Raw genomic sequence first — 13,104 nt, 5'->3', positions numbered from 1 at the left:
CTATGACCACTGAGACCAAGACAGAATCTAAGGTGTTACCTGATGGTCCTGACTGGACCTTCGACATGCTCGAGCGCTATCACGTCGAAATAAAGCGTGTTGCTCAGCATTACAAACTCGACACTTATCCAAACCAAATCGAGGTGATCACCTCCGAACAGATGATGGATGCCTACTCCAGTATCGGTATGCCCATCAACTATAACCACTGGTCGTTTGGTAAGAAGTTTATTCAAACCGAACAAGGCTACAAACATGGACAAATGGGTCTGGCGTACGAGATTGTGATCAACTCTGACCCATGTATCGCCTACCTAATGGAAGAGAACTCCGTCACCATGCAAGCGCTGGTTATGGCGCACGCTTGTTACGGTCATAACTCTTTCTTTAAGGGCAATTACTTGTTCCAAACATGGACGGATGCAAGCTCTATCATCGACTACCTCTTGTTCGCGAAGAACTACATTGCTGACTGCGAGCAGAAGTATGGCGTCGAAGAAGTTGAGCAAATCCTAGACTCATGCCACGCACTGATGAACTATGGCGTGGATCGCTATAAGCGACCTGAGAAGATCTCAATCGCTGAAGAGAAAGCACGTCAAGAAGAGCGTGAATCGTACCTACAATCTCAAGTCAACGAGCTTTGGAAAACCGTACCTAAGAACCGTGCAAAAGAGGAGCAGCAAAAGGTACGTTTCCCGACAGAGCCTCAAGAGAACATTCTCTATTTCATTGAGAAAAATGCACCTCTGCTGGAGCCTTGGCAGCGTGAAATCGTGCGCATCGTGCGCAAGGTAAGCCAATACTTCTATCCACAAAAACAAACTCAGGTGATGAATGAGGGATGGGCTACGTTTTGGCACTACACCATCTTGAATCATCTATATGATGAAGGTTTGGTGAGTGATAAGTTTATTCTCGAGTTCTTGCACAGTCACACTAGTGTAGTCGCTCAACCACCCTACAACAGCCCTTACTTTAGTGGGATAAACCCATATGCACTTGGCTTTGCAATGTTCCAAGACATTAAGCGAATTTGCGAAGACCCGACCGATGAAGATAAGGAGTGGTTCCCAGATCTCGCAGGCAGCGATTGGCTCGAGGCGGTTCACTTCGCAATGCATAACTTTAAAGATGAGAGCTTTATCAGCCAATACCTTTCTCCGCGCTTGATGCGTGAGTTTAAGTTCTTCTCCATCCTCGATGATGACCGTAAGAACTTTGTAGAGGTCTCGGCTATTCACGACGAGTTGGGCTATCGCCAGATTCGAGAAAAATTAGCTGCTCAATATAACCTAAGCAATTTAGAACCAAACATTCAGGTCTACAACGTAGACGTGAGAGGCGATCGTTCACTGACCCTTCAGCATGTTCCACATAATCGTATACCTCTAGACGGTGGACATGAAGAGGTGTTGAAGCACCTGTATCGACTTTGGGGCTTTGATGTCATCTTAGAGGAAGTGAAAGACTCTGGCCGACGAGAAATACTGGGTACATGCCCTAAACGGGAGCCATATAACTCCAGTATTTAACGAATCAGGTAACCCCTTATTCCCCTTAGGACGTCACCTGATCTTAAGCGGATTGCTGTTTAGGCAGTAATCCGCTTAATTTTATTCGCCACGATTATTTAACGACATTGATTGACAGCGCGAATCGAATAAAGGATAAGTGACGCCAACGCTTAACTGATCAGCATTTCTATGAAAAAAATACTGCTAGCTCTCGCCATCGCCCTACTCGCTATTGTCGCTCTTCTCGCTTGGGTGTTTATACCGACGCATGAACGAATTGGACCACAAACCAACGAAATCGAACTCAACGACGAGTTCTCAATATCCGCTCACCGTATCGTCTCTACCGATCCCGATGCTGGGAGTAAGTTCGCGTATTTTGTTGTTTCTGACGTGGTAAGCATCGAGGACCAAGAGCCGTTTCTAGTTACTTCCGATCAGTTTGCAAAGGTTTCGGTAACTGGAGATCAGACGTTACATGCCATAGTGAACGGCAGAATTTACCAGTTTCATAACGACCTTTGGGTTGAACGAGAGAATGGTCAATTGTGGCGTTGGTATGTCAGTCTTGAAGCGAATTATGTTCGATAATTGAAACCAACGAGACACGACCATCGAGTCAAACGAACGTCATTCCACTGGCCGTGCGCCTGCGCAGACAGGAATCTACTTGAGGCTTGGTGCGCACGTTTCAGAAAAAACTAATAGGTAAATAAAAATCCAGTTCAAACGCTTCTTCATCGTTTAAAAAGTGGTTCTGATGGTAATGCACATACGCTGGCGTCGAACGCAGTTTAAAGCCTGAAGCCGGTAGCCATTTTTCTAAAACAATACTGATTTGTGGCAGCAATTCACCATAGACACCCGTCAATCGAAACACCGCGTGCAAACCTCCAGGTATGGTCATTTGGTTCACAACACCACGGTATTTAAGTGGCTTATCAATGGCGATGCAGGCTACGTAACGGCACTTATCCAATTCGACCCAAGCGGGGTTCGAGTGATGCAAACCGTATTGGGTTGAGAAGTCACGGTTTTCAGAATTGGCCCAAGCCTTGAGCACCAGCCATGCATTACGGATAGAGCGGTTATAACCTTCATGACGCACGTAAGCAGCATAGCGTTGTGGCACTTCAACGATTTTGGGCTTAGGTAATGTAAGCTCAGCGACTCGATGGTAACCCTCTGCCACCTCAGGATCTTTTAGGTAGGGCTTTTCCGCAACCTGCAAATCATGCTTACGCCAAGTACCAGGCGACATATCAAATGTGGCTTTAAAGGCACGGCTGAACGACGACACTGAACTGAAACCACACTTATTGCCAATCTCCAAAACTGACGACTTAGTATCGAACATCAACTGGTTTGCTGCGTACTCCATTCGCGTGCGACGGATGTATTGATGAATCGACTCCCCCACTACATTCTTGAAGATACGGTGGAAATGCTGCTCAGAATATGCCGCTACATTGGCCAGCTCTTTAGCGGATAACTCTCGACTAATATCTTGGTGTATGTAGAACAACACGTCATTAATTCTAGAAACCTGTTGTTGACTCATAATTCAACGTTCTATCGAAATAGCATAAATGGACATGTCTAACAGCATAAATGGACACACTTGGTTTGGCAATTCACATGTAATATCTTTCGAAGAAAACCAGAGTTAATAAATAAGAGAAAAACAACAGATGGAAATCGCACAGTCATTGCAACAAGTAAAGTCATCATACATTCGAGAGATCCTCGCTGCGGCCAGCGATAAAAACGTCATCTCACTTGCTGGCGGTTTACCTGACGAAAAGACCTTCCCTATTGACTTAATGAAGCCAACGCTTGAGAACTTGGCTAACATGCCAGAAGTGTTCCAGTACGGCTCAACGTCAGGCTATACACCACTGTTAGATTTTCTCAATGATTACTTCCAGCTCCCTGAAACACACACCGCAATGATCACTACCGGTTCTCAGCAAGGTCTGGATTTGATTGCGCGGGCTTACGTGAATCCAGGTGATAAGGTGGTAATGGAAGCACCAAGCTACCTTGGCGCGATGCAGGTTTTTGGCTTAGTTCAAGCAAACATCGTTACCGTTTCTCAAACCGAGTTTGGTCCAAACCTTGACGAGCTAGAGCAATGCTTCGAAACGGAAAAGCCGAAAATGTTCTACGCGGTGCCAGATTTCCATAACCCAACAGGGGTGTGCTGGTCGCTCGAAACACGTCAAAAAGTTGCTGAGCTTTGTATTCAATATGACGTGGCTTTCATCGAGGATGCACCCTACCGAGAACTGCGTTTCTCCGGTGAGGCTCAGCCTTTGGTTTCTGATTTCTGTCCACAGAACTCTATCCTATTGCGCTCATTCTCTAAGATCGCGTCACCAGGTCTTCGCATTGGGGTGGTTACAGGTAAAACGAGCTACCTAGAACCATTAATCAAAATCAAACAAGGCGCCGATCTGCACTCAAGTGTACCGATGCAGGCACTCCTGTACGGTCTGCTTAGACACGACAACTTTGAAACCCACATCAACACCATATGTGAGCTTTACAAATCTCGCTACGATGTTATGTATACAGAACTGGAAAAACTGCTTCCTACAAGTTGTGTATTAAAGCCAGTTAATGGCGGGATGTTTGTATGGGTGGAAATCCCAGAATGCGATACGTTTGAGCTTGCAAAAACACTACTTGCCAACGGTGTGGCCGTTGTACCAAGCCCAGTGTTCTATCCTGAAGGCTCTGAGGTAAAGGCTGCACTGCGTCTTAACTTCACCAACGCGACACCAGACGAGTTGAGAGTAGCGGTGAAGCGTTTAGCGGACGTATTACACAAACTTTCCTAGCCCCAATAAACTCGCCAATGAATAAGAAGTTTTCTTAATGCGTAAATCAGATAAGAAGATCGAGAACTTAATTAGAGACGTGTTAACTGACGTTTGTGAAGAGACACTAAAAAGCTACGATGGTTTTCTTTGGGTGACTCATACCGTTAAACACGCCTCCTTCCCACAAAGCCTAAAAATTATCTGCGTATTTGAAACGAATCAGGATAGAGCTCACTTTTTAATGGGAGAGGGTCAGCAGCATGTCTCAACCGCTGTTCAAGTGGCGTTTAGTAAAGTTGGCGTGCAGCTAAAGAACCTAAGTAAGCAAATCAGTTACAAAACCAAGTAAAAGCAAGATGTAAAAAAGGGATCTGCATAAATCAGATCCCTCATCGTTTTTCAGCCTAAGACCACAGCGGCACTTATTTTGTCAATTGGCTATATAAACAATCAAACAATTGGTCGTTGACCACGGCTTATCAGCTTCATAAACACATTGTCAGCCGCATCACCTGCTACACCAGAAAGTTTATCAGTGAGTTTTTTCTTCTGAACGTAACGAATCGACAATACTGTTTTGTCTTTGCACGCCTCAATGACGATGTCATCGGACGCTTTGATTTCATCGACCAAGCCCAGTTCTTTCGCTTGAGTACCAAACCAGTGTTCGCCCGTTGCGACTTTATCGAGGTCTAGATCAGGACGGTGATCGCGGATAAACTCTTTGAACAGGCCGTGCGTCTCTTCTAGCTCTTGCTTGAACTTGTCACGAGCCTTGTCTGTGTTTTCACCAAACATGGTTAGGGTACGCTTGTACTCACCCGCGGTTAGCTGTTCAAATTCAATGTCATTTTTCTTTAGAAGCTTATTGAAGTTTGGAAGCTGAGCGATAACGCCGATTGAGCCAACAACCGCAAAGGGTGCTGATACAATCTTATCTGCGATACATGCCATCATATAGCCACCGCTTGCCGCCACTTTGTCGACTGCGATTGTCAAAGGCAGGTTAGCTGCTTTGATTCGATCAAGCTGCGATGACGCCAGTCCGTAGGCGTGAACCATACCACCGCCCGACTCTAGTCGAACTAGGACCTCATCGCCCTCTTTCGCGACAGCAAGAATCGCGCTGACTTCTTCACGCAGAGACGCGACTTCTTTTGCGTCAATGCTACCAATAAAGTCCAGTACAAATAGGTGTGATTCACGTTTGCTCTCTAGCTCACCCTCTTTTGCGGCCTTCTTGATTTCTTTTTCGCGCCGCTTTGCTTTCTCTTTTTCAGCTTTCTTTTCAGCTTTGTCGCGCGCTTTGATAAAGGCTTCATCATGCAGATGATGCTCTAGTTGTTCTACTGTGTGTTTACGCTGCTCAGTCAAGTTGGTGATTTCCAACTCACCTTTCGCACCACCAGCACGAGCACCTACTGATTTAGCAACAATCAGTAGCGCCACAATCGCAACGACCACTGTCACGATCTTGGCCAAAAATAATCCGTAGTCTAATAAAAATTCCAATGTCTTATCCCCTATACGACGAATTGGTGTATTGTAACTAACTTGTCACGATTACCAATAAGAATTATTCAAAACTAAGGAAGTGTTACGTGGAATATTCAACCGCTCCTGAAGCTTTGCAAGGTAAAGTTATTTTAGTTACAGGCGCTGGTGCCGGCATTGGTCGCCAAGCTGCGTTGAGTTATGCCGAGCATGGTGCGACGGTGATTTTGCTTGGTCGCAACGTCAACAACCTAGAGTTGGTGTACGACGAGATTGAGAAGCGAGGCTACCCGCAGCCAGCCATCATCCCTCTCGATTTGAAAGGTGCAACCAAACAAAACTACGTTGATATGGCCGAAACCATTGAAAACCAGTTTGGTCAACTCGATGGTGTTTTACACAATGCTGGTGTACTCGGTACATTAAGTCCATTCGATCAAATCGATGAAGAAACGTTTGATGATGTTATGCAGATCAACGTAAAAGCGGAGTTCTTGATGACACAAGCACTGCTGCCTATCTTGAAGAAAGCAGAAGCTGGCCGCATTGTCTTCACATCATCGACGGTTGGTCATTCAGGCCGTGCATTCTGGGGCACCTATGCGATTTCCAAGTTTGCGGTTGAAGGCATGATGCAAATTTTAGCCGACGAACTCAGCGACACGGCTATCCGTGTGAATGCGATTAACCCTGGCGCAACGCGTACTCGAATGCGTGAGAAAGCCTACCCGGGTGAAGATGCCAATACATTGAAGACGCCACAAGACATCATCCCGCTCTACCTGCATCTGATGGACCCTAGCGTGACAGAAGTGAATGGTCAATGTATTGATGCTCAACCTAAACGCTGATCCGTTGACTTAGCGGAATAGTCGACGCACTAACCAATAAAGCGGCGCAGATAATCGTACCTGCGCCGCTTTTTCGTTTACCGAGCCTATCGTTACTTATTGTTCAAGAACTCGACGGCTTTATCCGGAAAATCCGTGAATACACCATCGACCTTCACTTGATAATAGAAAATGTTCAACATGTCATCAAAGTCTTCAGCATACGCAGGAATACGTCCCTTATCCGCTCTGAACGTGTAAGGATGTACCGCTAAACCCGCCGCTTTTGCGGACGCCATCAGTGGGGTCACCTTAATATTGCCCTTGGTGGAGGATGAATCCACAAGCATCGGCTTCCAAGGTCCAATTCCGTCGGCATAGCGAGCGACTTGCTCCATACCTTTGGGCTCAAACATCCATTCATAACGATAAGGCTGCTTCTTATCGCCTTGATAGACCATGGTTTCATTCCAATCCGTATACGCGATAAGCTGAACTAATTTCAGGTCCATCCCCATGTCTGGCAGTAATTGGTCGTTGATACGCTGTAACTCATTGGCATCAAAGCACTGCAGGTAAATATTGTCTTCTTTTGTGTCGTAGCCGTATTGCTTAAGCACAGTGAGTACGGCTTTGGAGATATCTTTCCCTTCATGGCGATGAAACCAGGGTGCCTTGATTTCTGGGTAGATGCCAATGTCATAACCCAGTGTTTGATTTAACCCTTGAATCAGCTCAATCTCTTCTTCCAACGTTGGCACAGTAAAATCTGATTTCCACATTGGGAAGCGTTCTGGATACCCAGCCACCTTGTTACCCTGCTCATCGAGCTTAAAGCCTTCTGTCACGCGCAACGTCTTAATTTCAGCTAAGGTAAAATCAATCGCGTAAAAGCGGCCATCCTCCCTCGCTCTGTCCGGAAAACGGCTCGCGACATCGGTGACGCGATCAAGATAGTGATCATGCAGCACCACTAGGCGATCGTCTTTCGTCATCACCACATCTTGCTCGATGTAGTCCGGCTTCATTGCATACGCGAGAGCTTTTGCCTCCAGCGTGTGTTCAGGCAAATAACCTGACGCTCCTCGATGAGCAATCACCAAGGGTTTAGCCATAGCGTTCATCGATGCCGCTAACGCGATAGCTGAAAGAATAAGCGTTGAAGTTTTCATCGTGATTTCCTTATTGAGCTACGAAGATAGCGCTTCTTTATTCTTTAATTGCTCGTCTTGTAACTGTTTTTCCAGTTGCTTCGCCTCATGATGAGCACGCTCACCCAGCAATGCGTAGGTCAAACAAATTATAGAAACAATGCACGAACCCACCAGCAGGATAAAGCCACCATCCCAACCAAAGTGGTCAACGGTATAGCCTAGCACTGCGTTTGCCGCTACTGCGCCGCCTAGATAACCAAATAATCCGGTTAACCCCGCAGCTGTTCCCGCTGCTTTTTTCGGTGCTAGTTCAAGCGCGTACAAGCCAATCAGCATCACCGGACCATAAATCAAGAAGCCAATCGCCACCAGCGCCATCATATCGACTGCCGGGTTACCCGCTGGGTTAAACCAGTAGACCATGACGGCTACTGTTACCAATGCCATAAATAGAATGCCCGCTGGTGCACGACGTCCCTTAAAGAGCTTATCTGAAATCCAACCACACAGTAGTGTTCCTGGGATCCCTGCCCATTCATATAGGAAGTATGCCCACGACGATTTGTCTACCGAGAAGTCTTTCGCCTCTTTCAAGTAAACTGGCGCCCAATCCAATACGCCGTAACGGATTAGATACACAAAGGCATTGGCAATAGCGATAGACCACAGCAGCTTGTTAGAGAATACGTATTTAAAGAAAATCTCTTTCGCAGTCATTTCTTTTTCGTGTGAGGTGTCGTAATCATCTGGGTAGTCTTGCTTGTACTCTTCAATTGGAGGCAAGCCACAAGACTGCGGCGTATCACGTAGAGTTATCCAAACAAAGAGAGCAACGAGAGTGGCAAAAAAGGCAGGAACATAAAAAGCGGTGCGCCAATCATCATTGAAAGCCCAGAGACCAAGAATAAACAGCGGACCAATTAAGCCACCACCCACGTTATGGGCCACATTCCATACTGATACGATTTCGCCGCGCTCTTTGCGAGACCACCAATGCACCATGGTACGCCCACAGGCAGGCCATCCCATACCTTGGAACCAGCCGTTAAGGAACAGCAAGATAAACATGGCAGTGATGCTTCCAGTTGCCCAAGGCATAAAGCCGAAACAGAACATCACGATTGCTGACATTAATAGACCGGCACTTAAGAAGTACCTTGGGTTTGAGCGATCCGAGACACTGCCCATAAGAAACTTAGACAAGCCGTAAGCGATAGACACCGCTGCCAATGCAACCCCAAGGTCACCGCGGCTATAGCCTTGCTCAATTAAGTAAGGCATCGCGAGGCTGAAGTTTTTGCGCACTAAGTAGTAACCCGCATATCCAACAAAAATACCGATAAACAGTTGCCATCTTAGGCGAGAGTAGGTGCGATCAACCTTGTCGAACGCCAAACGTTCGATATGTGCCTTAGGCTTAAATATTCCGAACATAGGAACCTCATTTTGAGCGAAATAGTACAAACATCGAACGACACTAATGCTCGTTCGAAACTAATCGCGAGTGTATGAGAACCTTTTGTAAATATCTGTGACTCATCCCTCAACGGAATAATATCCAACTAAAATCATATACATATAGTTTGTTATTTGGAGGAAGGTTCGGTTTTCACTATTTTTAGTTACTATCCGCATGCTGCCACCTGCCTGAATATTAAGCGTTTTTTGGGAGAGCAACAGCGATTAAGGGCAAGCAGCCCTTAATCAAAATGAGATGAGTGTGGTTTAAGTAGGGCTATTCCATGCGTTCAGCGATGGTGTTTTGCTAAAAACTCAGCGGCTGTTGCAATGCCGTGCTCATAATCTTCCAAGATCTGATCTTTTTGGCTCAGCAGTCCCTTAGACGACAGTTCGCGTTCTGGCTGTATGTGCCATAGGTTGACATCATCCGGTGGCGATAGCAGGAACTGCTCCACTTCTGCATGATTTGCATAGTGTGAAACCAGCATATCCAGATGACTTGTGCTGCTTCGACTAAATGGCGTACGTTTGTTTTGAATATCAATCAAGCGAGCCAGTTTTTCTTTATCTTGAATCCATTGCTTTAAGTTAAGCTTATCTGCCGTCATCAGCTTATATTGCTCGCGATACGACTCCAGGCGCGGGCCCGTTAATCGTTGATAGTCGACCTTCATCTCAGCCACTTTCGCGGAAAACTGCTTTTGGAACTCAGCGAGCTTTTCCTTGGTTCCAGAGACTTTGAGATGACGAATGTGCATCTCTAGCCCTTCCTCTAACTCTTTTTTCCATTTATCGAGTGACTCACGGACTGAAGTTGGCAACATTAGCGCTTCTTTCGGTTTTGGGATGGTACTTATCACGACCATATTATTGATACCGCGGCGATACGACTCTTCTACAGGAATGGTTGCCGATACCCCGCCATCGACCCATTTTTTCCCATCAAACTCAATATCATGATAGTAAAGCATTGGAATTGCACAGGTTGCTCTTAGTACATCAAACCAATTATCAGCGAAGATCGGATAGTAGTAATCCTTTAACTCTTCCACATCCGTAATACAGGCGAGTGCCACTTTATCATCGCCTAGGTTCTGCTTACCGAGAGATAAATCGAGGGGAAACTCGCCACTGTTGACGAAGTCAAACGCCCAATCGAGATCCATAGGTTGCTGCTTTTGCAGAAACTTATTCATATCGAAAAAACGCTCGCGCGTAGTGTAGTTAAGGATAAAGTCGAGACCAATACCACGCTGTTTGGTCACAAAGGAAGAGACATTCAGTGCACCTGCCGAGGTACCTATGTACAACGAGAAGGGGTCAAAGCCAGCATCAATAAACTTGTCCAACACACCCGAGGCAAACGCCCCCTTTTGACCGCCACCTTGTACAATTAGCGAGTATTTATCTTTCTGGTTAAACACGCTGAGCCCCTCAACCATCATGGAATCCTTAACATCGTTCAATGAGATTAAAATATTTACTCTAGTCTTTACACTCTTTTTCGCGGTTTTTTGTTACCACTCTTCCCCAATCTAAACACTAACTCTTTGTTTCTAGTCCTTTGTCTTTGAACACTCTCTCACCATTCAAGAATTGATGCTGTTTTCAGGGCTTGCGAGCCGACCTTTTTATTATATACTGTATGCATATACAGGTATTTTATTATGCATGAACTCATTCAGAATTTACACAGTAAGCAATTGATATGGAAAGGAAACCGAGTTGAAGTTCCTCGCGAGTTTCATTGTACTGGTTTCTCCGAACTCGACCACAGGCTTGGTGGCGGGTTTCCTACATCTGGCGTAATTGATATTCAGTCTCCTCAAGGTATTGGGGAGCTGAGATTATTGATGCCTTTTGTACAAAAACAGGCCTCTGAAAGATTGTTTGTTTTGATCAACCCTCCCGGTTATCTGTGTGCCGAGTACCTATATGCTCAAGGTATTAGCCCCTCTCAGGTGCTACTGCTCTATCCTGATTCGCCGCAACACGCATTATGGGCCGCCGAGCAGTGCTTAAAAAGTGGCGCATGCTGTGGGGTTTGTCTTTGGCATAGTGGAATTGAAATTCATCAAGCAAAGCGTCTTCAAGTGGCGAGTGAGGTGGGGCACTGTCTCCAGTTCCTTTTTAAGCCAGCACCTGCGAATAACGATACTCAGGTATTTTCACTCCCAGTCTCTTTAAGCTTAACCCTAAGCCCGCATGAGATGGGATTGTCTGTAGCAATAACCAAACGCAAAGGTGGTTTTGTTCGCGACCAATTTGTGATCAACATGCATGACCGCTGGCCTGAGCTCACCACCAGCGAAAAACCAAGCACCTCTACTGTGGTTGCCTTCCCAATGCGTCAGCAAGGATAAGCATGTTACTGTGGTTATATTTGCACTTCCCGACCCTGCAGCTTGATACGCTGTTTGCTGGGCATCGAGAAGAGAACGACACATCGTCAGAGCCAACTAACGAAGAAGAAGCGCTCGCTGTTGCGATTGTTGATGGCCGTAAACATGAAGTGGTTCAAGCCAACGCTTGCGCCCTCGAACAAGGCGTAACCTTAGGTATGGGATTGGGTAGCGCGGCTGCGCTTTGCCAAGATCTTCAGGTGCACCCTTACGACAATGGCGTCGAGACTCGGCGATTACACGATATTGCTCAGTGGCTGTACATGATCACCTCCGACATCTGTCTGTGCTCACCCAATGGTCTTTTGATTAAGGTTACCAATATGCTGTCGTTATACGAGGATATTGGTAACTATTGGGCTACGCTGCAAGCACATCTCAAACATCTGAACGTGCAAGCCTACTATTCAACGGGTGTGTCTCCATATTCAGCGATGCTAATGGCAAAGCAAGGGCGCAACTGGATTGAATCCGATCGAAAGGCGCTCAATGATGCTGTTGCTCGCTATTCATTAACGTGCTCTGAGCTACCAAACAAACAGGTCGAAAAGCTACAGCGGGTTGGCATTCAAACTATTGCCGACCTTTTAGCACTCCCCTTACCTGATATCGCCAAACGCTTTGATATCGACTTAGTGAACTATGTCGGCAGGCTCACCGGGCAATTCAAACACCCTGTTGATTTCTATCACCCACCTGAGCACTTTTGCCAGTATTTGGAGCTGTTATTTGATATCGAGAATATCGACTGGTTACAAAAGCCTTTAAGGCGGCTCCTCAACCAGCTCGAGGTGTTTCTTAAGCTACGCGACAAAGTAGCATTTGAGCTATCACTCATCCTCCACCAACGTGATCATGGCGATAAGTCGGTAAGCTTCCATTCTGCACAAGGAGATTATCTTGCCGAGAAATGGCAAGCCCTCTCTGCGCTCACGCTCGAAAGCATCAAGCTGGATGGTCCTGTGAATGGTTTAACGCTGGAAATCGTGCGCGCCGATGAGGTGCAAGTCAATGAACATGATCTGTTTAGTGGCATCAAAGGAAGCCAAACAGCCCTTGAGCTCATCTCAACACTGCAGGCAAAGCTTGGTCAAAACAATGTGACCTCGTTGACGCTCACCGACGACCCAAGACCTGAGTTCGCCACGCAGCCGAGAGTCCCTACCGCTAACGAAAAACCAGAGGTAAATACCCACTTACCTCATAAACTCCGTCCAAGCTTACTGTACAGTACTCCCCTTGCTCTAGAGCAAAAGGTAACCGTCGCTCTCGGCCCTGAACGCATCGTCAGCGGTTGGTGGGATGGTAACCCTGTAAAGCGTGACTATTATGTCGCACGTAGTGAACAGGGGCAGTGGCTATGGATTTATCGTACCGAAGACAAGCAGTGGTTTATCCACGGGCAATTTAGTTAACCATTT

General features: G+C 46.3%; 12 protein-coding genes. 7 read left to right on the top strand and 5 right to left on the bottom strand.

Annotation, left to right across the window (positions count from 1 at the left end):
* Positions 1-2 precede the first annotated feature (2 nt).
* Both AC6I8U_RS05535 and AC6I8U_RS05530 read left to right on the top strand, forming a co-directional pair.
* The gene (locus AC6I8U_RS05535) at positions 3-1,535 is read left to right on the top strand and encodes a SpoVR family protein (RefSeq protein WP_234495574.1); all 1,533 of its coding nucleotides are present in this window, start codon (positions 3-5) and stop codon (positions 1,533-1,535) included.
* A 171-nt stretch (positions 1,536-1,706) separates the two neighbouring features.
* Entirely contained in the window at positions 1,707-2,108 is a 402-nt protein-coding gene (locus tag AC6I8U_RS05530) for a hypothetical protein (protein WP_498017943.1), read from the top strand.
* A 100-nt stretch (positions 2,109-2,208) separates the two neighbouring features.
* On the opposite strand, the gene AC6I8U_RS05525 is transcribed toward AC6I8U_RS05530, so the two are convergent.
* Positions 2,209-3,078, bottom strand: a complete 870-nt coding sequence (locus AC6I8U_RS05525) for an AraC family transcriptional regulator (protein ID WP_498017942.1) — start codon at positions 3,076-3,078, stop codon at positions 2,209-2,211.
* A gap of 130 nt (positions 3,079-3,208) precedes the next feature.
* Between AC6I8U_RS05525 and AC6I8U_RS05520 the strand changes: the two genes are divergently transcribed.
* The gene (locus AC6I8U_RS05520) at positions 3,209-4,360 is read left to right on the top strand and encodes an aminotransferase-like domain-containing protein (RefSeq protein WP_498017941.1); all 1,152 of its coding nucleotides are present in this window, start codon (positions 3,209-3,211) and stop codon (positions 4,358-4,360) included.
* A gap of 37 nt (positions 4,361-4,397) precedes the next feature.
* Positions 4,398-4,691, top strand: a complete 294-nt coding sequence (locus AC6I8U_RS05515) for a Fis family transcriptional regulator (protein ID WP_498017940.1) — start codon at positions 4,398-4,400, stop codon at positions 4,689-4,691.
* A gap of 101 nt (positions 4,692-4,792) precedes the next feature.
* Here the strand turns inward: AC6I8U_RS05515 and sohB are convergent, their stop codons facing one another.
* Positions 4,793-5,854 carry a protease SohB gene (sohB, locus tag AC6I8U_RS05510; protein ID WP_498017939.1) on the bottom strand — a complete coding sequence of 354 codons (1,062 nt, stop codon included), beginning with the start codon at positions 5,852-5,854 and terminating at the stop codon, positions 4,793-4,795.
* A gap of 89 nt (positions 5,855-5,943) precedes the next feature.
* Here sohB and AC6I8U_RS05505 point away from each other — a divergent pair, with 89 nt between their 5' ends.
* Positions 5,944-6,687 carry a YciK family oxidoreductase gene (locus AC6I8U_RS05505; RefSeq protein ID WP_234495570.1) on the top strand — a complete coding sequence of 248 codons (744 nt, stop codon included), beginning with the start codon at positions 5,944-5,946 and terminating at the stop codon, positions 6,685-6,687.
* Between the two features lie 92 nt (positions 6,688-6,779).
* On the opposite strand, the gene glpQ is transcribed toward AC6I8U_RS05505, so the two are convergent.
* The 3 genes from glpQ to AC6I8U_RS05490 form a co-directional block, all read right to left on the bottom strand.
* Positions 6,780-7,838: a glycerophosphodiester phosphodiesterase gene (gene glpQ, locus AC6I8U_RS05500; protein WP_498017938.1), complete on the bottom strand. Its 1,059-nt coding sequence runs from the start codon at positions 7,836-7,838 to the stop codon at positions 6,780-6,782.
* Positions 7,839-7,856: 18 nt separating this feature from the next.
* Entirely contained in the window at positions 7,857-9,254 is a 1,398-nt protein-coding gene (gene glpT / locus AC6I8U_RS05495; RefSeq protein WP_394151593.1) for a glycerol-3-phosphate transporter, read from the bottom strand.
* A gap of 314 nt (positions 9,255-9,568) precedes the next feature.
* Complete coding sequence (locus AC6I8U_RS05490) at positions 9,569-10,705, bottom strand: patatin-like phospholipase family protein (RefSeq protein WP_498017937.1); 1,137 nt, start codon at positions 10,703-10,705, stop codon at positions 9,569-9,571.
* A 243-nt stretch (positions 10,706-10,948) separates the two neighbouring features.
* On the opposite strand from AC6I8U_RS05490, the gene imuA reads away from it, so the two are divergent.
* Together imuA and AC6I8U_RS05480 are read left to right on the top strand one after the other, a co-directional pair.
* The gene (gene imuA / locus AC6I8U_RS05485) at positions 10,949-11,644 is read left to right on the top strand and encodes a translesion DNA synthesis-associated protein ImuA (RefSeq protein WP_252011688.1); all 696 of its coding nucleotides are present in this window, start codon (positions 10,949-10,951) and stop codon (positions 11,642-11,644) included.
* Between the two features lie 2 nt (positions 11,645-11,646).
* The gene (locus AC6I8U_RS05480) at positions 11,647-13,098 is read left to right on the top strand and encodes a Y-family DNA polymerase (protein WP_498017936.1); all 1,452 of its coding nucleotides are present in this window, start codon (positions 11,647-11,649) and stop codon (positions 13,096-13,098) included.
* Positions 13,099-13,104 lie beyond the last annotated feature (6 nt).

The organism is Vibrio sp. KUL80 (assembly GCF_059725495.1).
Note: the sequence above shows the minus strand (reverse complement) of the source record. Positions and strands in the feature narration are given on the sequence as shown.